Genomic DNA, 22,802 nt, shown 5'->3' with positions numbered 1-22,802 from the left:
GCTATACTACTAAAACACCGTTTTCATTTCCAGCAAACGCATTCCATTTGAAAGAATCTGCTTCTGGTTCATTGACAAATACTCCGTCGATAACGTATTTGAATTCGTAAGCAGCGTCTTTGGCTAGATCAAATACTCCCTTGAAAGTTCCGTTTTTTAATTTGCTTAAAGCCCCTTCAGCAACATTCCAATTATTGAAATCACCCACAACAGAAGCATGACTTGCTGCCTTTGCCGCTACTGAAAAAGTAACTTTACAAACTGGCTTTGTTTTTATAAATTGTTTTTTAATCGGCATAACATATTCATTTATAGGTTTATAAAACAAAGTAAATGAAATATATTGAAGTTTCAATAGCCCTTGTAAAGTTTTAATGGAATACCGTAAACTATGTTAATTTTTGATAAATTCAATAATTTAAGTGATTGTAAATTTACTATTCAAAAATCAGAAAACGTTTTCTGGTGAAATAATCCCGAAGCAAAATAGTGACTTTGCAAAATAAATTTTACCTTTATAAACTAAAATCAGGGCGATGGAAAAAGAATTACACGAACAATATGAATATGCAAGACGAAGAATAAAACAAAAGAAACGATTATATTTTCATTTTGTTCTTTTTGTTTTGGGAAGTTTATTGCTATTTGTTGCTCATAATTTCCTTGACAGTACGGTAGTCTCGTATTGGTATCTTTGGATTATTACAATATGGCTATTCCTTTTTATTTTGCATTTTATAAAAATTTTTATCACGGATCGATTTATGAATAAAGATTGGGAAAGAGAACAAATTGACAGACTTGTAGTTTTGCAACAAAGGAAAATAGAGCAGCTACAATCCAAAATAGCAAATGACGAACCTAAATAATAGTATGAAATTATGATTATAATGATTGCAGCGGCAGCTGAGAATAACGCATTAGGAAAAGATAATAAGATAGTGTGGCATTTACCAAATGATTTTAAAAGATTCAAGATGCTAACTTCGGGGCATCATATCATCATGGGGCGAAAGACGTTTGAAAGCTTAGAAAAACCGTTACCCAATAGAACACATATTATTATCACGAGACAGCAAAACTATAAAGCTGATGGATGTATAATAGTTGCAAGTATGGAACAAGCTCTTGAATCTTGTCCAAAAGAAAAGGACTCCTTTATTATAGGCGGTGGTGAAATTTACGCTTTAGGAATGCCTTACGCCGATAAATTAGAAATTACCAGAGTCCACGAGAGTTTTGATGTTGATGCTTATTTTCCTGAGATCGATAAAAAGAAATGGAAGATTGATGCAACCGAGTTTAATGCAAAAGATCAAAACCACAAATTTGATTACACTTACGAAACATTCGTCAGAATATAAAATTAAAAAACATCCCAATTTAGGGATGTTTTTTTTTAACCATTGATTAAGAGCAATGACCTAGTCTTGAAACAGTATTTGATAAACTAATATAAAAATTACAAACACTAGTAACACTCCAGAAACGAAGATTATAATGTTTGATGTTTTTTGAGAATACATCTCAAAAAAGCCTTTAATACCAAATACCACGAAGGTACTAAAGACGAAAAAAATTAAAATTTCCAAAAACAAATTTAATCCTAAGAACGTATGTTGCGCTTTAACTACAATACTGCCTTGTAAAACAGCATTTTCAAAACAGCTAACAAGAACAAATGAGATAAATAGCGCTAAAAATATCCATTTGATTAGGTTCACTGACTCTTTTTTAATCATTTAATATGGTTCTTTCTTGAGTAACAAATTTGTGCAATAAAAATGGGAGATACAATACCCACTTTTAGTGATATTTCAAATAAAAAAAGGGGTCTTATTTTAATGAACTTAGTCTTATTTAGTTCGCAAAAAATCATTCCGGCACATAAAACAAAACTTACTTCTAATTTAAAGAACTCGTTTTTAGTTCATCCCGTTTGTATTATATTTGCATAAAAAAAAATGTCAGAAAAGATAACTCCTTATAAAAGTTCTGCCTTAGGTAAAAAAGAACAGGTTGCTCAAATGTTTGACACCATTTCAGGCAACTATGACAAATTGAATCGTGTCATTTCTTTTGGAATTGATATAAAATGGCGTAAAAAAGTTTTGCAGATGGTTGCTAAATCCAATCCAAAAATAATTCTGGATATTGCTACGGGCACCGGAGATTTAGCGATTTTAATGGCACAAACCAATGCTGAAAAAATCATTGGCTTAGACATATCTGCCGGAATGCTGGAAGTTGGAGTCCAAAAAATTGCTGCCAAAAACCTTACTGCTACTATTGAAATGATTTTGGGCGACTCAGAAAACATGCCTTTTGAAGACAATTATTTTGATGCGATTACCGTTGCTTTTGGTGTTCGAAATTTTGAAACGCTGGAAAAAGGATTAGCTGAAATTTTAAGAGTTTTAAAACCAAATGGTGTATTTGTAATTTTAGAAACGTCAGTGCCAGACCAAACGCCTTACAAACAAGGCTATACTTTTTACAGTCAAAACATCCTGCCTTTGATAGGTAAATTATTCTCTAAGGATAACGTTGCCTACGGTTATTTATCTGAATCAGCTGCCGCTTTTCCTTATGGTGAGGCGTTAAACAATATTTTAAGAGAAATTGGGTTTATAGATGTTGTAGCATTGCCGCAAACCTTTGGTGTGGCCACCATTTACTCAGCTTCTAAAAAATAACATGAAAAAAATAATTGCCTTACTCTTTTTTGCTTTTATTCTAAACGGATATGCCCAAAAGTCTCGAACTATTTTCAGCAGAGATCCCATTGTTAATTTGGAAAATTTTCAAAAAAAGAAAGTTTATTATGGCTTTTACTTAGGATTCAATTCCTATGATTTTAAAATTGATTATAAAACAAAAGGTCCTGATATACTGGTCAAAAAAACAACCGGTTTCAATGTGGGAATTGTTGGTGATGTAAAATTACAGGAATACATTAACTTGCGATTTGAACCTGGATTGTATTACACAAAAAGAGACTTGTATTACCCTAATTTTTCAAACAGCGGCGATGCGCTTAGAGAAGTGAACAGCACATACATCCATTTTCCTTTATTGTTGAAATTTTCCTCCCTAAGAACCGGCAATATTCGCCCCTATTTAGTGGGAGGATTATCCGCTACTTTGAACTTATCCAGCAACTCTAAGTTGATGGATGATAATTTGCAGCAACGCTTTCGGGTTAAATCATGGACTACTAATTATGAATTGGGTTTTGGAATTGACCTTTTTTCAGAATATTTTATATTTTCGCCTTCCATAAGAGGTGTTTTTGGACTTAATGACGAACTAATTAGAGACAATGACCCCAGCAGTCCTTGGACAGGGAACGTTGAAGCCTTAAAGACCAGAGCCATTTTAATTAATTTTACTTTCCATTAAAAAGTAGTTTGGCCGTTTTAAGTTCTCCCGTAAACTATGACTGCACGTTGCTATCAGCCTCTACAAAACTCACTTAAGACAATTGCTGTTGCTGCAGCTACATTTAGACTTTCCGTTTTTTGAAGATTCCCAAAACGAGGAATTGTGAGTCGGTTGTGGACCCCTTTTTCAAGAGCTGGAGAAATTCCATTAGCTTCATTCCCCATGATAATAATTCCCTGTTGAGGAAGAGTTGCTTTATAAATATTTTCTCCATCCATGAAGGTTCCAAAAATTGGAAATTTTGTCTGCGATAAAAAAACATTCAAATCAACATAATTTACATTCACCCTAGCAATGGAGCCCATTGTTGCCTGAACCACTTTTGGATTATACAGATCCACCGTTTCCTTTGAACACAAGACTTGTTGTATCCCAAACCAGTCACACAAACGCAATATAGTCCCTAAATTTCCAGGATCCCGAATAGAATCAAGCGCTAAAATCAAACCGGTTTCAGTAATTGATTTTTCTACTGGCATCTTAAAAACGGCTAAACACGTATTCGGAGTAGCTAATGCGGTAACTTTTTTTAAATCGTTTTCTGAAATAATGGTTTTTTTTTCTTGGCTTACCGAATCAAAATCATTTTGGGTGGTAAACAGATGCTCCAATTCAAAATTAGAATCCAATAGTTCCTGAATTCCTTTGACACCCTCGGCAAAAAATAATTTATTAGCTATCCTATATTTTTTTTGCTGCAAACTCGTTATAAGTTTTATTTGGTTTTTACTAACCATAAAATAATGTACTTTTGAATTAAATATTTTAGAACACTTGAAAAAAATTTCTACAAAAATAACTGCATTTATTGTAATTGCAATACTAATTTGCGCTTGTGACGCTGTAAAAAGAGTTCCTGACGGGAAATTACTGCTTACAAAAAATGAAATTGAGGCCAATGGCAAATCCATTAAGGAGGAAGCTATTTTTAATCAGTTGTATCAAAAACCAAACAGTACCTTGCTGGGCTATCGTTTGCGCTTGAACCTTTACAATCTTGCCAATCTAAATCCAGATTCAACCTATCAGGCTAAGTTTGCTAACAACCCCGAAAAATACAAAAGACAATCCAAATGGCTGTCTGAAAAACAAGTCAACAGACTAGGAAAGTCTTTTTTATATTATGGCATCCATAATTTTTTAAAAAAAACAGGAGAGCCTCCTGTAATTATCGACAAAGAAAGAGCTGACAAATCAGTATTGCGATTGAAATATTACTATTTCAACAATGGCTATTTTAATGTAAATGCAAATTACAACATAGACACTCTGAGCCTTAAAAAAGCTAAAATAAAATACGCCATAACGCCCGGAAATGCCTTTTTCCTAGATACTTTAAAAACCACTATTTTAACTCCAACATTAGACTCTTTATACCAAACCAATAAATCCAATACCTTTCTAAAATCAGGCAATCAGTACAAAACAGAAGATTTTGAGAATGAAAAAAACCGAATTACCACTCATTTTAGAAATAACGGAGCCTATTATTTTCAGTCCAACTACGTTACTTTTGATATTGACACGATTAACAAAGTAAATCAAGCAAATATAAACCTGGTCATTAATAATTATTCGTACCAAGATCAGGATTCTAGCAAAACGGTGCCTTTTAAAATTTATAAAATAAGTGATGTAAATATTTATACGGACTATTCCTCAGAGAATAACAACCGGACTATTACAGATAGTACAACCTACAAAAACTTCAATTTATACAGCCATCAAAAATTAAAATACAAGCCTCGCGCCATCACGAACGCCATATTCATTACGAAGGGAGGTTTATATGCTGATTACAAAACAGTCTTGACCACACGCTACCTAAACAACCTCAAAGTATTCAACTACCCCTCTATACAATATGAAGTTGACAAAAGAGACAGTACAGCACAATCGCTGATCGCTAAAGTATACCTGACTCCCCGAAAAAAATATAGTTTTGGGACTACACTAGATGTTACCCATTCTAACATTCAGGATTTTGGTATCGGATTGAGTGTTTCAGAAACAATCAGAAATGTTTTTAATGGTGCTGAAACACTGGAAATTGCAGCCCGTGGCAATATAGGTTCCTCACAAGATCTTGCCAATCCAAATAATAATTTTTTTAATGTATCCGAGTACGGGTTGGATTTAAAATTAAATATTCCTAGAATTTTCATTCCCTTTAGCACTGAAAAAATCATTCCAAAAAGCATGATTCCCTCCACACTAATCACAGTCGGTTTCGCAAAACAAAGAAATCTGGGGTTAGACAAAGAAAATTTCACAGGAGCACTATCGTACAATTGGATTCCAAAAAGAAACCATACTGCCCGATTTGACCTGTTCAACACCCAGTTTGTTCGCAATCTAAATCCCAATAATTATTTCTTTGTTTACAACTCTTCTTACAGAGCATTGAATGCCATAGGGAAGCAATACAACACCAACCCTAACTACTATAACAATGATATCGATAGGGATTTAGTCATTGAAAGAGGCACAACTGGATTTACCCGTGATGTCTTATCAGGAAATGCGAGTTTCTTAAAACCATTAGAAAATGCTGATATAGAAAGTGTAAAAAGCATTGAGGAAAGAAGACTCCGACTTACGGAAAACGATTTTATACTCGCTACAAGTTTTACGTTTTCAAAAACAACAAAGAAAGACTTATTAGACAATGATTTTTATCTCTTTAGAACAAAAATAGAATCAGCGGGAACACTATTGTCAGCTTTTGCAAAAACGACAAATCAAAAAGAAAATGTCACCGGTAATTATGAGATATTTAATTTAGAATACTCTGAATACCTAAAAACAGAATTTGAATACATCAAACATTGGGATTTATCTAAAGAAAAGATCTTTGCCTTTCGATCCTTTTTTGGTATTGCAGTCCCATTTGGTAATTCAAATTACATTCCTTTTTCTAGGAGTTATTTTTCTGGGGGCTCAAATGACAACCGAGCCTGGCAACCATACAGCTTAGGCCCCGGGAGTAGCGGAGCTGTAGATGATTTTAATGAAGCCAACATGAAAATTGCCATTAGTGGTGAATTTAGATTTAAAATATTAGGCAATTTAAAAGGGGCCCTTTTTGCTGATGCCGGAAACATTTGGAACGTATTGGATAATGTGGTGGATGAGAAATCAACATTTACCAGTTTCAGCGACTTAAAAGACATTGCATTAGGCACGGGATTCGGCCTTCGATATGACCTGAGTTTTTTTGTAATTCGTTTTGATTTAGGATTTAAAACCTATAATCCTGCCAACGAAACCCGTAAAAGATGGTTTCAAGAATATAATTTTGGAAACTCTGTTTTAAATTTTGGAATAAATTACCCGTTCTAATGCTAAATAATTCTTATTTTTGCAAAACTAAAAACTAAAAAATAACTAAAAAAAACACAATGGCACATACTATTAAACCGGGCGTAGCTACAGGAGATCAAGTACAAGAAATTTTCAATTACGCAAAAGAAAAAGGATTTGCACTTCCGGCAGTAAACGTTACTGGATCAAATACAATCAATGGTGTCCTTGAAACTGCAGCAAAACTTAATGCTCCTGTTATCATTCAGTTTTCTAATGGAGGAGCACAATTTAATGCAGGTAAAGGACTTTCGAATGTTGGTGAAAAAGCAGCTATCGCTGGTGGAATTGCAGGAGCTTTACACATTCACACCATGGCGGAAGCTTACGGCGCAGTCGTGATTTTACATACTGACCATTGTGCGAAAAAATTATTACCTTGGATAGACGGCCTATTAGATGCTTCCGAAGCACATTTTGCTAAAACCGGAAAACCATTGTTTTCGTCTCACATGATTGATTTATCTGAAGAGCCTATCGAAGAAAACATCGAAATTTGCAAAGGCTATTTAGAACGAATGAGTAAAATGGGAATGACATTAGAGATCGAACTTGGAATCACAGGTGGTGAAGAAGATGGTGTAGACAACTCTGATGTTGATAGTTCAAAATTATATACACAACCAGAAGAAGTTGCTTACGCATACGAAGAACTTTCAAAAGTAAGCCCACGATTTACAATTGCTGCTGCTTTTGGAAACGTACATGGAGTGTACAAACCCGGAAATGTAAAATTGACTCCAAAAATATTGAAAAATTCTCAGGATTTTGTTCAAAATAAATTCAATACAGGATCTAATCCAGTAGATTTCGTTTTCCACGGTGGTTCTGGTTCTACATTAGAAGAAATAAGAGAAGGGATCAGCTACGGGGTAATAAAAATGAATATCGATACTGATTTGCAATTTGCATTTACAGAAGGAATTCGTGATTACATGGTTAAAAATATTGACTATTTGAAAACTCAAATTGGAAACCCAGAAGGCGCTGATGTTCCAAACAAAAAACATTACGACCCAAGAAAATGGTTGCGTGAAAGTGAAGTTACTTTCAACACAAGACTTGAGCAAGCATTTGCTGACTTGAACAATGTGAATACATTATAAAAATAGTGGTCCGTTTTTAGTGTTCAGATCTCAAATGCTGATAATGGAACACTAAAACTGATTACAAAACACTGAATACCTGATTACTGAACACTGAATACTAAAGAAATGGCTTGGTTTAAAAGAAAAGAAAAAGGGATTACTACCGCTACCGAAGACAAAATGGATATTCCAAAAGGACTTTGGTACAAATCTCCAACCGGAAAAATCATTGATGCCGATGAACTAGCTCGCAACTTATTTGTGAGTCCAGAAGATGGTTTTCATGTCAGAATTGGAAGTGCTGAATATTTTCAAATCTTATTTGACAACAATGAATTTGTTGAATTAGACAAGAATATGACTTCTAAAGATCCTTTGCACTTTGTTGATACCAAGAAATATGCAGATCGTTTGAAAGATGTAATGGAAAAAACCAAACTCAAGGATGCAGTACGCACAGGAGTTGGAAAATCAAAAGGTAAAGATTTAGTTATTTGCTGTATGGATTTTGCCTTCATTGGTGGTTCTATGGGTGCAGTTGTAGGTGAAAAAATCGCACGAGGAATTGATCACGCTATTAAAAACAACTTGCCTTTTGTCATGATTTCAAAATCAGGTGGAGCCAGAATGATGGAAGCTGCTTATTCATTAATGCAATTAGCCAAAACATCTGTTAAGTTAGCACAACTTGCCGAAGCAAAACTTCCTTACATTTCATTATGTACAGATCCTACAACGGGAGGAACAACTGCTTCCTACGCGATGCTAGGGGACATCAACATATCTGAACCAGGCGCGTTAATAGGATTTGCAGGACCAAGGGTAGTACGAGACACAACTGGTAAAGATTTACCTGAGGGTTTTCAGACTGCTGAGTTTTTACTCGAACATGGCTTCTTAGACTTTATCACACCAAGAAAAGAATTGAAAGACAAGATTAACTTGTACATTGATTTGATTCAGAACAATGATATTCGATAAATAAAATCCCGATAAGTTGGGACTTTATATTTGCGCTACATTCTCTTTATACCAAACAAAACAGCTTCCAAAAAAATATTGGAAGCTGTTTTTTGTTATGCCATTATATTTAAAATTAAGTGTTTACAGAAGAGGATTACACAAACCTGAGTTTTTTATATCCCGGTACGAATAGCCTCCACCGGATCTAATTTAGAAGCTGCAATTGCGGGTAGAATTCCGGATATTAGACCAATTATAGCCGCTAATCCTGTTCCTAGGACAATATTACCCATACTTAAGACAAACTCGAAGTCTAAGGCTTTTGTTACAATAAGAGTAATAATCCAAACTAAGAGCAATCCTATCAAACCACCAATAACTGATAATATTATCGCTTCAAATAAAAACTGAAACAATATAAACTTGTTTTTGGCTCCCAATGATTTTTGGATCCCAATCAAATTCGTACGCTCTTTTACAGAAACAAACATAATATTAGCAATTCCAAAACCACCTACAAGCAGAGAAAAGCCGCTGATAACCCATCCTACAAGATTCATTTGCCCAAGGATACCATCAATAAGGTCAGTAAATCCAGAAAAAACATTAATGAAAAAATTATCTATTTCACCTGCTTTCACTCCCCTAAAGCTTCTTAATTTTTGTGCTATTTCTTCTTTATAAGCTGCCATGTCAGCTCCATTTTCAGGTTTAAAAATAATAACATTTGTCAAAGCAGTATTATTATCCCCGTATAGTTGTCGCACAAAATTGACTGGAATATAAGCTGAGGTGTCATTACTATCCCCAAATAAACCCGCTCCTTGTTTCTTCAAAACCCCAATGACCGTAAAACGATTTCCATACAACCGCACGTTTTTTCCAATGGGTTCTGCATCATCAAAAAGTGATTTTGCAATTTCATTTCCCAAAACAACAACTGTAGCTCCGGAATTGGCTTCGGATTCATTGTAAAATCGTCCGCTTTCAAACTCAAGGCCCTGAATATCTATAAATTCCTGAGAAACAGGAACTATATTGACATCACTAACTGTTTTTGAATCAAATTTAATAGATTCTCTTCTGATAAATATTTGATAGGCCATTTGATCCGTGTTAGTCATTGCACCTTTCATATAGGTGTATTCATCATACTTCACATTAGGAAACTGTTCTCTTTTCCATTGTGGAATTTCCGAAGGTCCGAAAGAAAATTTCATCAAATAAATCGTATTTTTATCTAAACTACTCAAATCTTTAGTGATTTTTCTGTCCAAAGAATCTACAGCAGCGAGTACCGCTATAATCGAAAAAATCCCAATAGTAACGCCTAACAAAGAAAGCAGCGTTCGTAACTTATTGTTGCGCAATGCATTCATCGCAAAGCTAAAACTCTCTTTTAATAATCGAAGGTAAACTAACATACAATCTATTTAGTGTTAAGTAAAATTCTATAAATATTAATCAGAAACCTAATGAAAAATTGTTTCGTTACATTGTGGAAGCGCTATTTTATGTTTCCCGTTGCAATAGCCGTAAAAATTACAATTATCTCAATTTCAAATGGCTTAATTTTGACATTAAAAAACTATTTTTGCATTTTATAACTATAACTACATAATGAGCACAACTAAAACAATTCAATCTGCATTAATCTCCGTCTTTTCAAAAGAAGGATTGGAACCTATAGTAAGACAACTAAACAGTCAAAATGTTACACTTTATTCTACTGGAGGGACTGAGGATTTTATAAAAAATTTAGGAATTCCCGTAATACCCGTTGAAGATGTAACCTCCTACCCTTCTATTTTGGGCGGAAGAGTAAAAACATTACACCCAAAAGTCTTTGGTGGAATACTAAATCGCCAAGATAATGAGAGTGATGCACAACAGATGTTAGAATTCAACATTCCACAAATTGATTTAGTCATTGTTGACTTATATCCTTTTGAAAAAACGGTTGCTTCCGGAGCAAGTGAAACAGACATCATTGAAAAAATAGATATTGGTGGTATTTCTTTAATTCGTGCTGCTGCAAAAAACTTCAAAGACACCGTAATTGTGGCTTCGGTAGATCAATACGGCTTGCTTTTAGATTTAATTATCGATCAAAATGGCGCTACAACACTGGAAGACCGAAAATTATTGGCAACAAAAGCATTTCATGTTTCTTCTCATTATGACACTGCAATTTTCAATTATTTTAATACTGACGAAACCATTTACAAAGAAAGTATTCCTAACGGTCAAGTGCTGAGATACGGTGAAAACCCACATCAAAAAGGATTTTTCTTTGGAGATTTTGAGGCTATGTTCAACAAAGTGCACGGAAAAGAATTATCATACAATAATTTGTTGGATGTAGATGCAGCTGTAAATTTGATAGCTGAATTCAACAATGACGGCCCTACATTTGCGATATTAAAACATAACAACGCATGTGGTTTAGCGACACGAACAACTATTACCGAGGCCTATTTAGCCGCATTAGCTTGTGACCCGACATCTGCATTTGGAGGTGTTTTAATTTCCAATACTAAAATTGATGCAGTGACTGCAACAGAGATAAACAAATTATTTTGTGAGGTGGTCATTGCGCCGGAATATGATACTGAGGCCCTGACTATTTTACAAGAAAAGAAAAACCGGATCCTATTAGTTCAGAACGAGGTTGCTTTACCCCAAAAAACGGTACGAACCTGCTTGAACGGACTTTTAATTCAAGAAAGAAATACGGTAACTGACAATAAAGAAGACCTAAAAACCGTTACCATAACAGCTCCTACTGAACAAGAAATTCAGGATCTAATTTTCGCTTCCAAAATTTGCAAAAACACAAAATCAAACACGATTGTTTTTGCTAAAAACGGAACACTTATTGCATCCGGTACAGGACAAACATCCAGAGTTGATGCCTTAGTACAGGCGATAGAAAAAGCTAAAAATTTTGGATTTGACCTACGTGGAGCCTCTATGGCAAGTGATGCGTTTTTCCCTTTCCCAGACTGTGTTGAAATAGCTAAAAAAGCAGGTATTACGGCGGTAATTCAGCCAGGCGGATCCATCAAAGACAAGTTGAGCATTGACTATTGCAATGAAAATAAAGTTGCAATGGTATTTACGGGAACACGTCATTTTAAACATTAATTTGTTTAACTTTGTCCGTTTCAAATTTATAACATTTTAACCCCTAAAAAATTTATGGGATTTTTTGATTTCATGACTGAGGATATCGCGATAGACCTTGGTACCGCCAATACTTTAATCATACATAATGATAAAGTTGTAATAGATAGTCCATCAATTGTTGCAAGAGACAGAGTTTCTGGTAAAATTATTGCTGTGGGTAAAGAAGCCAACTTGATGCAAGGTAAAACACATGAAAACATTAAGACAATACGCCCATTGAAAGATGGTGTAATTGCTGATTTTGATGCTTCAGAAAAAATGATCAGTATGTTTATCAAAAGCATCCCGGCATTAAAGAAAAGAATGTTTACTCCTGCGTTAAGAATGGTAGTTTGTATTCCCTCTGGTATTACCGAAGTGGAGATGAGAGCCGTAAAGGAATCATGTGAAAGAGTCAACGGTAAAGAAGTTTACCTAATACATGAACCTATGGCAGCAGCAATAGGTATTGGTATTGACATTATGCAACCCAAAGGAAATATGATCGTGGATATTGGTGGCGGAACAACTGAAATTGCCGTAATCGCCTTAGGTGGTATTGTTTGCGACAAATCAGTAAAAATAGCTGGCGATGTATTCACAAATGATATCGTATATTATATGCGTACCCAACACAATCTTTTTGTTGGAGAAAGTACAGCTGAAAAAATAAAAATTCAAATTGGTGCCGCAATAGAAGATTTAGAAACACCTCCTGAAGACATGTCCGTTCAGGGTAGAGATTTACTTACTGGTAAACCAAAACAGGTAGAAGTATCGTACCGAGAAATCGCAAAAGCATTAGATAAATCAATCCAAAGAATTGAAGATGCCGTAATGGAAACGTTATCACAAACTCCCCCAGAACTAGCTGCCGATATATACAACACAGGAATCTACCTTGCCGGTGGAGGCTCTATGTTAAGAGGTCTTGACAAGCGAATTTCACAAAAAACAGATTTACCGGTTTACATTGCAGAAGATCCGTTAAGAGCTGTAGTAAGAGGGACAGGAATGGCACTGAAAAACATTGCTAAATTTAAAAGTATTTTAATCAAGTAATTTGTTAGCGCTACTCTCGTCAATTTACAGGACTGAGTTAGCATCCAGCAACAACTATTAGATTCTAAAATAAAAGAGACAGCTACTTATATTATACCGTTAGAAAATGCAGCAAATATTTAATTTTATTTTTAAAAACAGTAATCGGTTACTGTTTTTGCTGCTTTTGGGTGTTTCACTATCCCTTACCATTCAATCCCACTCCTTTCACAGAAGTAAAATAATTAGTTCTGCAAATTTTCTAAGCGGAGGTGTCTATGAAAAAGTAAATAACCTTAATGAATATCTGAATTTAAAAACTGAAAATGAAGCCCTCGCGCTTGAAAACGCAAAATTAAAGAGTCTTATTTTTAACAAAAAAGATACCACTGCAATAAAAAAACTAGACAGTCTAAAAGGAATTGAATCAGGCGATATATTAGTGTCAAAGGTAATACACAATTCTTATAGTGCTCACGAAAATTATTTAACCTTAAATTCAGGAGAACTAGAAGGTGTGAGACCGGACATGGGCGTTATAAACAGCTTAGGAATTATAGGAATCATAGAAAATACCTCACCTAATTATGCCACTGTGATTAGCATTTTAAATAAGAAATTTCAAATTAATGCTAAAATCAAAAAATCCAATCATTTTGGATCTTTGATATGGAACGGAAAAAGTACTGGCTTTGTACAATTAATAGATGTTCCTAGATTAGCCGCTATTAGAAAAGGAGACACCATTGTAACAGGAGGACAATCAGTAATATTTCCGGAAAACGTTAATATAGGAACTATAGACAAAATAGAAATAGACAATCAGACTAATTATTACACCATAAATGTTAAATTATTTAACGATATGACAAATCTAGGTCACGTTTATATTATTACGCGCAAAGATCGTGAAGAAATTATTAATTTAGAAAAAGGAAATAAGGATGAATAGCGCACTGTTAGTCAATATTTCCCGATTCCTTTTGTTATTAGCAATTCAGATTATTATATTTAATAACATGAATTTTTTTGGGTATATAAGCCCATTTCCTTATGTGTTATTTATCATACTTTATCCCGTAAATGGAAATAAATCAGGACTACTAATTGCTAGTTTTTTACTTGGACTTGTAATGGATATGTTCAGTAATTCTGGAGGAACACATGCGACCGCATGCTTAGTATTAGCCTACTTTAGACCTTCTGTTTTTAAGTTTTCCTTTGGGTTAAGTTATGAATACCAAACTATAAAACTGAATGATGTATTAACACCAGAAAGATTTTCTTTTTTATTACTATCAGTTACCATTCATCATTTTACGATGTTTTTGCTAGAAGCTTTTCAATTTAGCTTTATATTAGATGTCGTATTACGAACTTTATTGAGTACCATATTCACACTCTTTATTTGCATAATTATAATATACCTTATCAAGCCTAATAAAAGATGAGAAAAGTACTATTGCCTTCCCTAATCATTCTTGCTACTTCTTTACTAGTATTGCGTATTTTTTATTTGCAAATCGTGGATGACACCTTAAAGTTAAAATCTGAAAATAACGCAATTAAAAAAAAATATGAATATCCTGAAAGAGGCTACATCTATGACCGTAAAGGTGTATTACTGGTCGCAAACCAAGCATCTTATGACATTATGGTCATTCCTAGGGAATTAAAAAACACAGATACTTTAGAACTTTGTCAATTGTTGAAAATTACAAAAGAAGATTTCATTAAAAGAATTGAAAAAGCTAGAATATATAGTCCGCGGTTACCCTCTGTTTTTTTATCACAATTGAATAAAAGTGAATTTGCCGCTTTTCAAGAAAAAATAAGAAAATATGAAGGTTTCTATTTTCAAAAACGTTCCCTTCGTGATTATGAAGTAAATTTTGGAGCCAATGTTTTTGGGGGTATCACTCAGGTAAATGAAAAACTAGTAGCCAAAAATCCATACTACAATAGCGGTGATTTAATTGGAAGACAGGGAGTTGAAGAAAGCTATGAAGATCTTTTACGCGGGGTAAAAGGGGTTAAATACATTCAAAAAGACAAATACAATAGAGAAATTGGCTCGTATAAAGAAGGGAAATACGACACTATAGCCGTGCAAGGAGAAGATATAAATCTTACTATTGACGCCGAACTTCAAAAATACGGAGAGGAATTGATGATTAATAAAAGAGGCGGAATTGTTGCTATAGAACCTCACACTGGCGAAATACTAGCACTGGTAACCGCTCCTTCTTATGATCCAGGAATATTGGTAGGAAGACAACGCTCTAAAAATTACACTCAATTATACCATGATTCAATAGCCAAACCACTCTATGACAGAGGTTTACTAGCAGAATACCCGCCAGGATCACCGTTTAAAATTTTAACTGGCTTAGTTGCTCTACAAGAAGGTGTAATCGATGAAAATACAAGCGTATCCTGCAATAATGGTTTTAGTTATGCAAGAGGTCGATTTATGAGATGCCATTGCAGAGGAGGCTCTCTTCAGCTGCACAGAGGTATATATGAATCTTGCAATTCCTATTTTGCCACAGCGTATATGAAGACAATAAACAAATATACAAAACCGGCCACAGCTGTTGATGTTTGGAGCAACCACATAAAAAGCTTTGGACTGGGACAATTTATGGGATATGACTTACCAACAGGTAAAAGAGGAAATATTCCGGATTCCAAAACATACAAACGCATTTATCCAAATGGAGGCTGGAGAAGTACCACGATCGTTTCTAATTCAATAGGACAGGGCGAAGTTCTAATGACACCCATACAACTTGCTAACATGATGGCAACTGTTGCAAATGAAGGTTATTATTACACCCCTCACATCATCAAAAAAATTGAAGGCCACAAAATTGATAAAAAATTCACGACAAAACACACCACTACCATCGACAAAAAACACTTCAAACCCATAATTAGCGGTTTGTTTGATGTGTACAACATGGGGACTGCTAGCGCACTTAAAGTAGAAGGAATAGATATTTGTGGTAAAACCGGTACAGCTGAAAATTTTGCTAAAATTGGAGGCAAAAGAATTCAACTTAAAGATCATTCCATATTTGTAGCTTTTGCACCAAAAGATAATCCTAAAATTGCCATTGCTATCATGGTTGAAAATGGGGGCTTTGGATCAACAATAGCCGGACCAATTGCCAGTTTGATGATTGAAAAATACCTACGACAAAAAATCACACGGATAGATCTGGAAAAAAGAATACTTGCAACCAGCTTACAAAGTCAATATGCCAAATTAGGTGGACTTTCTGACGCAATCAAATTACAATTACGCATTAGTGACTCGCTTTTAAATAAAAGGACAATTCCTGCCGTAAGGATTAAAACAGATACCTCAAAAGTAAAAAAACAAGTTATTTAATTGCAATGAAAAACCAAAGTATCACAAATAATATTGATTGGATAAGCATAATCATCTATGCGGTATTAGTTATTTTGGGCTGGTTAAATATCTATTCCTCCTCGATGTCATCGATGCAAGACACCTATGAAAAACAACTGATCTTCATCGTATTGACCATTCCATTAATATTCATAATACTCTCGGTTGACGGGAAATTTTATGAGAAATATGCGAGTATCATATTTGGAGTATCACTACTCACATTAGCCGGGCTGTTTTTATTTGGCAAAACAATTGCTGGTCAACGTTGCTGGTATGCTATTGGAAGCTTCACGATCCAGCCTTCTGAATTTGCAAAAGCAGCCACTTCATTAGCATTAGCCAAATATTTGAGTGACACACAAATTAATTTAAAAGAAGTCAATAGACAAATACAGGCTCTTGCCATAATCTTCCTACCTGTGCTACTCATTTTGCCTCAGCCAGACCCTGGAAGCGCATTGATATACAGCATATTCATCATTGTTTTGTATCGTGAAGGACTTCCGGCTTGGTATGTTTGGACTGGATTTATTACAATTCTTTTATTTGTGTTTACCTTATTATTAGAACCAGAATATGTAATACTTATTGGATTAGCAATTATAATATTAGTTCATTTCAAATCAAGACTGGGAGATCGAAATATTATTTTGAGCAGCATCATCTTTACTCTGATTTCTGGATTTGTGCTATCTGTAGACTATGTATTTGACAACCTATTCAAACAACATCACCGAGATCGTTTTAACATCCTTTTAGGAAAAGCTGTTGATCTCAAAGGAATTGGATATAACACCAATCAATCCGAAATAGCCATAGGATCTGGAGGCTGGTTTGGAAAGGGATTCCTAGAAGGAACGCAAACCAAAGGTGGTTTTGTACCGGAACAACACACGGATTACATCTTCACAACAGTAGGCGAAGAATGGGGATTTTTGGGTTCTCTTGCAGTAATTGCCCTTTTTGCCTGTTTGCTTCTTCGAATAATATACCTTGCGGAAAGACAAAAAACAAAGTTTAGCAGAGTATATGGCCATTGCGTTGCAGGCATTCTTTTTACTCATTTCTTTGTAAACATAGCCATGGTAGCCGGTATTTTCCCCACCATTGGCGTACCCTTACCTTTCTTTTCCTACGGAGGTTCCGGTCTTTGGGGATTTACAATATTGCTTTTTATATTTATAAAAATGGATGCCAATAAAGTAAATGAATGGTAATTTGGTAAATTTAAGACAAAAGTAATCCATGAACCTCACTATGGATTATTACTCTTTGTTTTTGAATCAAAGACTTAAACAATAAATATATTTATCTTATTGTTACATTGAATTGAATCCTAAAGTTATACGATGATACCGAAATTCAGATGGTAATTTGCAATAAATCCAGTCTTTTTAAGTAACATTTTACACACTAAATTGATAGATAAACAGCATTGATTTACTTATCTATTCTCCTTCAATGAGTTACAAAACTCAAAAAAACAATTACCCAAATAGAAAAACCCTGCACGTTCTGAAGAATGTACAGGGTTTTTCTATTATTATTGACTGAAACTTGCTGAAAAACTACCTAAGATTTCGCTAATTTATCTTTTTTAATTTTAACGGGAATACTTTTTTTAGAAATTGCTTTTGATTGCAAATCTTCTAATACATTCAGTGCTTCCTCAACATAAATATCTTTTGATAAAGCTTCATGCCATCTTTCTCTTTTTTCTTTTAAAGAAGCGTCTTTATTAATTTCATCTGCTTCATAAGGCAGTGAAGTAAACGTAAGTAGATTTTTGTAATCTACAATTGGTTTGTATTTTTTAGCTTTTTCTTCAATTTCAGATTGTGCGATTTTAAATGTATCAATATTCAAACTATACACATTCTCCTCACTTCGACTATCAATCCACTTCGCATTCTCTTCAATTAATTGAAACTGTGCATTTTTACTAATTCGGCTTTTGCTATTTGTTATCGCCTGATTAAAGTTGTCATTATTAGTCCAAACACTGTAGTCTGCCCGATCAATTTTGTCCCAAGGCATTGCATTATCCATATCGCGCTCTCCCATTTTCAAGTAGGCATAACGATCCGGCATAACGATATCACTTCGTACTCCATCCAGTTGAGTAGAACCACCGTTGATTCTATAAAATTTTTGTGTGGTGGTCTTAATAGCACCTAAATCCCCAACGGAACTACTGCGCACAAACTGGTTCAGGTCAATCACATTTTGAACGGTTCCTTTACCGTACGTTTGTTTGCTCCCAATTATAATTCCTCTTTTGTAATCTTGAATTGCAGCTGCTAAGATCTCAGAAGCTGAGGCAGAAAAACTATTCACCATAATTACTAAAGGGCCATCCCATTCTATTTTTTTATCTCGATCGTACAACACTTCTTTTTTTCTCCCTGCTGATTTAATTTGAACAATGGGACCCTGCTCAATAAATAAGCCAGCAATATCTACAACCGTGGATAATGATCCGCCGCCGTCATCGCGAACATCAAGAACAATTCCATCAACACCGGATTGTTTCAGTCGCTCAACTTCAATAGCAACATCTTTACCAGCATCTCTCCCGTCTTTATTTTCAAAATCAATATAGAATTTAGGCAAATAAATTATTCCATATTTCATCCCGTTTTTATTTACGATACTTGACTTGGCGTACGTTTCCTCAATTTCAACAATATCTCTGATAATAGAAATAATCTTGATTGTTCCGTCTACTTTTTTAACTGTAAGCCGAACTTCCGAACCTTTTGGTCCTTTAATTTTCTTTACCACATCATCAAGCCGCATCCCAACAACATCAACTGAAACTCCAGAGCCTTGCCCTACTTTCATTATTAAATCTCCCGCTTCCAGTTGTTTCCCCCTCCATGCGGGACCACCAGAAATAAGTTCCGAAATCTCAGTTAAATCATTTTTCTTTTGTAGACGAGCACCAATACCTTCTAATTTTCCACTTATACTTACATCAAAACGTTCTTTTTCCTCCGGAGCAAAATAATTCGTGTGCGGATCAAAACGAGCCGTAATAGAATTTATGTAGACGGAGAACCAATCATTTCGATCCAAGTCGTTTACAAAACCAAAATATTCATCTAATGATTTTCCAGAATTTCTTCTGGTTTCTTTTTCTAGTTCTTCAAAAGTCTTTGGTTTATCTGGAGTTACCGTGCTGTCTTTTGCTGCTTCCTTAGTCGGTTCTTCTTTTAATCTTTCCTCTTTTTTCAGTATTACAGCATCAAGTTTTGCCCCTTTAGTCTTGTTTTCTTGTAAAGCCAAACGATCTACTAGAGAAGAAAGAGTTGATAATTTAATTTGCTTGCGCCATTTATCCTTTAATTCATTTGCACTCTTAGCATAGGGAGCCTTTTCATAATCTATATTAAAGTTTTCATCGACAGAATAATCAAAAGGCTCACTCAAGACATCCTTATAAATCTTTTTACTCTCTTCCATTCTTTTCATCAAACGATCATAGGTAAGATTAAAAAAAGACAAGTCTTTGTTCAACAACTGATCGTCTAACAACAACTCAAATTTCGAAAATTCATCGATATCGGATTGCAGGAAAAAACGTTTAGATGGATCTAAAGCCTCAATGTAATCTTTATAGATTCCTTTTGAAAAAGTATCGTTAATATCGGCAGGATTGTAATGTCCTTTCTGGATTACAAAAGTCAACAACTCTAGGAGTAATTTATCTTTTTCTGGGTCGTTCTCTTTTGATGCATTATATTTAAAAGCAAACAATGTTAACGAAAGGCATACAACAACAAGTATGATTTTATAATTTCTTTTCATAAAGCTAAGAATTGTATTCATGAATTTTTAATCTAAATTATGGTAAAAACTATGCCAACCGCAGCAGTAGCCCCATAAATTTTTGTTAAAGATATAAATTGTTTTTATTATTTTAAGTTAAATCAACCAACATAACCTATTTTTATATTTTGTTTAGTGATTTCATTCAGGGGGATTACATTTACGCTGAAAACCAAAAACAATCAATCTTTTTACAAACAGATATAATGAAAAAAGCAAGACCTTTAATTCTAATAACGAATGACGACGGAATTTCGGCACCGGGACTTCGAGCCTTAATTGCCGTTATGGCAGAAATAGGGGAAATCGTCGTGGTTGCGCCTGACAATCCACAAAGTGCCATGGGGCATGCCATCACCATAAACAGCACGTTGTATTTGAATAAAATCTCTAAAGATAGTGATCCGTTTTTAGAGTACAGCTGCTCCGGAACTCCAGTGGACTGTGTGAAACTGGCTGTAAATGAAATCCTAAAAAGAAAACCAGATTTATGTGTTTCCGGTGTCAATCATGGTTCAAATTCATCCATAAATGTAATTTACTCCGGAACCATGAGTGCGGCAGTCGAGGCAGGAATAGAGGGAATTCCAGCTATAGGCTTCTCTCTTTTAGATTATGACTGGAACGCCAATTTTGAAACGATCAAAACTTTTATACGCAAAATCTCTTTAGAAGTTTTAGAAAATGGACTTCCAGAAGGGGTCGTTTTAAATGTTAATTTCCCAAAATTAAACGAAAAGGACATCAAAGGAATCCGTATTTGTCGCCAAGCCAAAGCACTTTGGGTAGAAAAATTTGATAAAAGAAAAACACCGCAAGGAAGGGATTACTATTGGCTGGCAGGAGAATTTGTCAATCAGGACAAAGGCGAAGACACAGACGAATGGGCGCTCGAAAATGGATACATATCAGTTGTTCCAGTTCAATTTGACTTGACAGCACATCATGCCATACAGCAACTTAATACCTGGAAATGGAATGAATAAGAACGATTTAGTCTGGGGGATTTTGGTAGGATTTCTCACTACACTAGTTGGTTGCTATCTCTTTATTACCTTTTTTACTGACTTCCAGTTTATCATTGGAATTCAGATCATAAAAGCGCAGGGAAATTTAGGAAAAATCATCACACTGGGATCCATCCTTACGTTGATAGCCTTTGGCATTCTGCTAAAAATGAATAAAGAAATGATGGCGCGTGGTGTCGTATTGGCCATCATACTAATGACAGTACTCACTTTGTTTATTTAAGAAGGCTTATTAGTTTACCTTTGTAAATTGACATACCATTTATAACAGACCTGAATTTATACCTTTCTAATCCAACAAACATGAAATACTACATTATAGCAGGGGAAGCTTCAGGCGATTTGCATGGTTCCAATTTAATGAAAGCGCTTTATAAAAAAGATCCTAAAGCTGACATTCGGTTTTGGGGAGGCGATTTAATGAATACAACAGGCGGAACCTTAGTAAAACATTACCGAGAATTAGCTTTTATGGGCTTTATCGAGGTAATTTTTAATTTGAAAACTATTTTAAGCAACATCAAAGTCTGCAAAAAAGACATTCTTGAATTTCAGCCGGACATCCTTATTTTCATTGATTATCCTGGTTTTAATTTACGGATTGCAAAATGGGCAAAAGCGTTAGGAATGAAAACGCACTACTACATTTCTCCACAAATTTGGGCTTGGAAAGAAAGCAGAATTACAGCTATCAAGCGTGATATTGATAAAATGTATGTGATTTTGCCTTTCGAAAAAAAATTCTATGAAGACAAACACCATTTTCCGGTAGAATTTGTCGGGCATCCACTGATTGATGCCATCCACAACCAACCCGAAGTTGATTCAATCCTTTTTAGAACAGAAAACCAATTAAACGACAAACCGATAATTGCAATTTTACCCGGTAGCCGAAAACAGGAAATAACTAAAATGCTATCAGTCATGCTCAGTGTGGCAAATGATTTTCCAGACTATCAGTTCGTGATTGCAGGGGCACCAAGTCAGGAATTTTCTTTCTATAAAGAATTCATCACTCAAGAAAACATTAAATTCATTTCTAATAAAACCTATGATTTACTGCGTAATGCAACAGCTGCATTAGTAACCTCAGGAACGGCAACACTGGAAACAGCGCTTTTCAAAGTGCCGGAAGTAGTTTGCTACAAAGGCAGCTGGGCTTCCTACCAAATTGCTAAACGAATTATTACCCTGAAATACATCTCATTAGTCAACTTAATTATGGATGAGGAGGTGGTGACCGAACTAATTCAAGAGCAATGCAATCCAAAACGCATTCGAGAAGAACTCAAAAAAATATTAGAAATCAACCACCGCAATACTCTTTTAGAAAAATATGCGTTATTAGAACAGCAATTAGGTGGCATTGGCGCTAGTGAAAAAACAGCAAGACTCATCGTGTCTGATTTACTGTAGATTATCTCTTATTTATAAATAGCTCCCTTTACAAAAAAA

General features: G+C 34.8%; 20 protein-coding genes. 16 read left to right on the top strand and 4 right to left on the bottom strand.

Features of this window, described 5'->3' with window-relative positions:
• Nucleotide 1 precedes the first annotated feature (1 nt).
• Complete coding sequence (locus tag EKM02_RS05700; RefSeq protein WP_126452963.1) at nucleotides 2-298, bottom strand: isoamylase early set domain-containing protein; 297 nt, start codon at nucleotides 296-298, stop codon at nucleotides 2-4.
• A gap of 238 nt (nucleotides 299-536) precedes the next feature.
• Here EKM02_RS05700 and EKM02_RS05695 point away from each other — a divergent pair, with 238 nt between their 5' ends.
• The 4 genes from EKM02_RS05695 (at nucleotide 537) to EKM02_RS05675 (ending at nucleotide 3,402) form a co-directional block, all read left to right on the top strand.
• On the top strand, nucleotides 537-869 hold the full coding sequence (locus tag EKM02_RS05695) for a 2TM domain-containing protein (RefSeq protein ID WP_126452960.1): 333 nt from the start codon (nucleotides 537-539) through the stop codon (nucleotides 867-869).
• A gap of 12 nt (nucleotides 870-881) precedes the next feature.
• Entirely contained in the window at nucleotides 882-1,364 is a 483-nt protein-coding gene (locus EKM02_RS05690) for a dihydrofolate reductase (RefSeq protein ID WP_126452958.1), read from the top strand.
• A gap of 600 nt (nucleotides 1,365-1,964) precedes the next feature.
• Entirely contained in the window at nucleotides 1,965-2,696 is a 732-nt protein-coding gene (gene ubiE / locus EKM02_RS05680; protein ID WP_126452956.1) for a bifunctional demethylmenaquinone methyltransferase/2-methoxy-6-polyprenyl-1,4-benzoquinol methylase UbiE, read from the top strand.
• 1 nt (nucleotide 2,697) lies between these two features.
• Nucleotides 2,698-3,402: a porin family protein gene (locus EKM02_RS05675; protein WP_199878461.1), complete on the top strand. Its 705-nt coding sequence runs from the start codon at nucleotides 2,698-2,700 to the stop codon at nucleotides 3,400-3,402.
• 53 nt (nucleotides 3,403-3,455) lie between these two features.
• Here the strand turns inward: EKM02_RS05675 and EKM02_RS05670 are convergent, their stop codons facing one another.
• Nucleotides 3,456-4,181: a TrmH family RNA methyltransferase gene (locus EKM02_RS05670; RefSeq protein ID WP_126452954.1), complete on the bottom strand. Its 726-nt coding sequence runs from the start codon at nucleotides 4,179-4,181 to the stop codon at nucleotides 3,456-3,458.
• Nucleotides 4,182-4,218: 37 nt separating this feature from the next.
• Here EKM02_RS05670 and EKM02_RS05665 point away from each other — a divergent pair, with 37 nt between their 5' ends.
• The 3 genes from EKM02_RS05665 to accD all read left to right on the top strand — a co-directional run bounded on the left by EKM02_RS05665 (nucleotide 4,219) and on the right by accD (nucleotide 8,876).
• Nucleotides 4,219-6,786 (top strand): BamA/TamA family outer membrane protein, encoded by a 2,568-nt coding sequence (locus tag EKM02_RS05665; protein WP_126452952.1) that lies wholly within the window; start codon nucleotides 4,219-4,221, stop codon nucleotides 6,784-6,786.
• Between the two features lie 59 nt (nucleotides 6,787-6,845).
• Complete coding sequence (gene fbaA, locus EKM02_RS05660) at nucleotides 6,846-7,913, top strand: class II fructose-bisphosphate aldolase (protein WP_126452947.1); 1,068 nt, start codon at nucleotides 6,846-6,848, stop codon at nucleotides 7,911-7,913.
• Nucleotides 7,914-8,021: 108 nt separating this feature from the next.
• Nucleotides 8,022-8,876 (top strand): acetyl-CoA carboxylase, carboxyltransferase subunit beta, encoded by an 855-nt coding sequence (gene accD, locus EKM02_RS05655; protein ID WP_126452945.1) that lies wholly within the window; start codon nucleotides 8,022-8,024, stop codon nucleotides 8,874-8,876.
• 155 nt (nucleotides 8,877-9,031) lie between these two features.
• Here accD and EKM02_RS05650 read toward each other — a convergent pair whose 3' ends face one another.
• Complete coding sequence (locus tag EKM02_RS05650) at nucleotides 9,032-10,282, bottom strand: ABC transporter permease (protein ID WP_126452943.1); 1,251 nt, start codon at nucleotides 10,280-10,282, stop codon at nucleotides 9,032-9,034.
• Between the two features lie 196 nt (nucleotides 10,283-10,478).
• Between EKM02_RS05650 and purH the strand changes: the two genes are divergently transcribed.
• The 6 genes from purH (at nucleotide 10,479) to rodA (ending at nucleotide 17,705) form a co-directional block, all read left to right on the top strand.
• Entirely contained in the window at nucleotides 10,479-12,005 is a 1,527-nt protein-coding gene (purH, locus tag EKM02_RS05645) for a bifunctional phosphoribosylaminoimidazolecarboxamide formyltransferase/IMP cyclohydrolase (RefSeq protein WP_126452941.1), read from the top strand.
• Between the two features lie 54 nt (nucleotides 12,006-12,059).
• Nucleotides 12,060-13,088 carry a rod shape-determining protein gene (locus tag EKM02_RS05640; protein ID WP_126452939.1) on the top strand — a complete coding sequence of 343 codons (1,029 nt, stop codon included), beginning with the start codon at nucleotides 12,060-12,062 and terminating at the stop codon, nucleotides 13,086-13,088.
• Between the two features lie 106 nt (nucleotides 13,089-13,194).
• Nucleotides 13,195-14,019 carry a rod shape-determining protein MreC gene (mreC, locus tag EKM02_RS05635; RefSeq protein ID WP_126452937.1) on the top strand — a complete coding sequence of 275 codons (825 nt, stop codon included), beginning with the start codon at nucleotides 13,195-13,197 and terminating at the stop codon, nucleotides 14,017-14,019.
• Entirely contained in the window at nucleotides 14,012-14,518 is a 507-nt protein-coding gene (locus EKM02_RS05630) for a rod shape-determining protein MreD (protein WP_126452935.1), read from the top strand. The genes mreC and EKM02_RS05630 overlap by 8 nt, the downstream gene beginning before the upstream one ends.
• Nucleotides 14,515-16,464, top strand: a complete 1,950-nt coding sequence (gene mrdA, locus EKM02_RS05625; protein ID WP_126452933.1) for a penicillin-binding protein 2 — start codon at nucleotides 14,515-14,517, stop codon at nucleotides 16,462-16,464. Before EKM02_RS05630 ends, mrdA begins: the two co-directional genes overlap by 4 nt.
• Nucleotides 16,465-16,469: 5 nt before the next feature.
• Complete coding sequence (gene rodA / locus EKM02_RS05620; protein WP_126452931.1) at nucleotides 16,470-17,705, top strand: rod shape-determining protein RodA; 1,236 nt, start codon at nucleotides 16,470-16,472, stop codon at nucleotides 17,703-17,705.
• Nucleotides 17,706-18,060: 355 nt separating this feature from the next.
• Here rodA and EKM02_RS05615 read toward each other — a convergent pair whose 3' ends face one another.
• Nucleotides 18,061-20,319, bottom strand: a complete 2,259-nt coding sequence (locus EKM02_RS05615) for a carboxy terminal-processing peptidase (RefSeq protein WP_126452929.1) — start codon at nucleotides 20,317-20,319, stop codon at nucleotides 18,061-18,063.
• 206 nt (nucleotides 20,320-20,525) lie between these two features.
• Here EKM02_RS05615 and surE point away from each other — a divergent pair, with 206 nt between their 5' ends.
• From surE to lpxB, 3 genes are all read left to right on the top strand, one after another.
• On the top strand, nucleotides 20,526-21,305 hold the full coding sequence (gene surE, locus EKM02_RS05610) for a 5'/3'-nucleotidase SurE (protein WP_126452927.1): 780 nt from the start codon (nucleotides 20,526-20,528) through the stop codon (nucleotides 21,303-21,305).
• Complete coding sequence (locus tag EKM02_RS05605; protein WP_234423155.1) at nucleotides 21,265-21,570, top strand: hypothetical protein; 306 nt, start codon at nucleotides 21,265-21,267, stop codon at nucleotides 21,568-21,570. Before surE ends, EKM02_RS05605 begins: the two co-directional genes overlap by 41 nt.
• A gap of 80 nt (nucleotides 21,571-21,650) precedes the next feature.
• Nucleotides 21,651-22,763 carry a lipid-A-disaccharide synthase gene (gene lpxB, locus EKM02_RS05600; protein ID WP_126452925.1) on the top strand — a complete coding sequence of 371 codons (1,113 nt, stop codon included), beginning with the start codon at nucleotides 21,651-21,653 and terminating at the stop codon, nucleotides 22,761-22,763.
• Nucleotides 22,764-22,802: the final 39 nt, after the last annotated feature.

Origin of the sequence: Flavobacterium sp. RSP49 (assembly GCF_003968735.1) — a bacterium.
Taxonomy (GTDB): domain Bacteria; phylum Bacteroidota; class Bacteroidia; order Flavobacteriales; family Flavobacteriaceae; genus Flavobacterium.
This window is presented reverse-complemented; position numbering and strand designations above follow the sequence as displayed.

Coding starts and splice junctions, on each gene's coding strand:
- purH (WP_126452941.1), top strand. CDS start 10,479: ATGAGCACAACTAAAACAATTCAATCTGCATTAATCTCCGTCTTTTCA.
- EKM02_RS05700 (WP_126452963.1), bottom strand. CDS start 298: ATGCCGATTAAAAAACAATTTATAAAAACAAAGCCAGTTTGTAAAGTT.
- mreC (WP_126452937.1), top strand. CDS start 13,195: ATGCAGCAAATATTTAATTTTATTTTTAAAAACAGTAATCGGTTACTG.
- EKM02_RS05695 (WP_126452960.1), top strand. CDS start 537: ATGGAAAAAGAATTACACGAACAATATGAATATGCAAGACGAAGAATA.
- accD (WP_126452945.1), top strand. CDS start 8,022: ATGGCTTGGTTTAAAAGAAAAGAAAAAGGGATTACTACCGCTACCGAA.
- ubiE (WP_126452956.1), top strand. CDS start 1,965: ATGTCAGAAAAGATAACTCCTTATAAAAGTTCTGCCTTAGGTAAAAAA.
- EKM02_RS05615 (WP_126452929.1), bottom strand. CDS start 20,319: ATGAATACAATTCTTAGCTTTATGAAAAGAAATTATAAAATCATACTT.
- fbaA (WP_126452947.1), top strand. CDS start 6,846: ATGGCACATACTATTAAACCGGGCGTAGCTACAGGAGATCAAGTACAA.
- lpxB (WP_126452925.1), top strand. CDS start 21,651: ATGAAATACTACATTATAGCAGGGGAAGCTTCAGGCGATTTGCATGGT.
- EKM02_RS05650 (WP_126452943.1), bottom strand. CDS start 10,282: ATGTTAGTTTACCTTCGATTATTAAAAGAGAGTTTTAGCTTTGCGATG.
- surE (WP_126452927.1), top strand. CDS start 20,526: ATGAAAAAAGCAAGACCTTTAATTCTAATAACGAATGACGACGGAATT.
- EKM02_RS05670 (WP_126452954.1), bottom strand. CDS start 4,181: ATGGTTAGTAAAAACCAAATAAAACTTATAACGAGTTTGCAGCAAAAA.
- EKM02_RS05630 (WP_126452935.1), top strand. CDS start 14,012: ATGAATAGCGCACTGTTAGTCAATATTTCCCGATTCCTTTTGTTATTA.
- mrdA (WP_126452933.1), top strand. CDS start 14,515: ATGAGAAAAGTACTATTGCCTTCCCTAATCATTCTTGCTACTTCTTTA.
- EKM02_RS05605 (WP_234423155.1), top strand. CDS start 21,265: ATGCCATACAGCAACTTAATACCTGGAAATGGAATGAATAAGAACGAT.
- rodA (WP_126452931.1), top strand. CDS start 16,470: ATGAAAAACCAAAGTATCACAAATAATATTGATTGGATAAGCATAATC.
- EKM02_RS05690 (WP_126452958.1), top strand. CDS start 882: ATGATTATAATGATTGCAGCGGCAGCTGAGAATAACGCATTAGGAAAA.
- EKM02_RS05640 (WP_126452939.1), top strand. CDS start 12,060: ATGGGATTTTTTGATTTCATGACTGAGGATATCGCGATAGACCTTGGT.
- EKM02_RS05675 (WP_199878461.1), top strand. CDS start 2,698: ATGAAAAAAATAATTGCCTTACTCTTTTTTGCTTTTATTCTAAACGGA.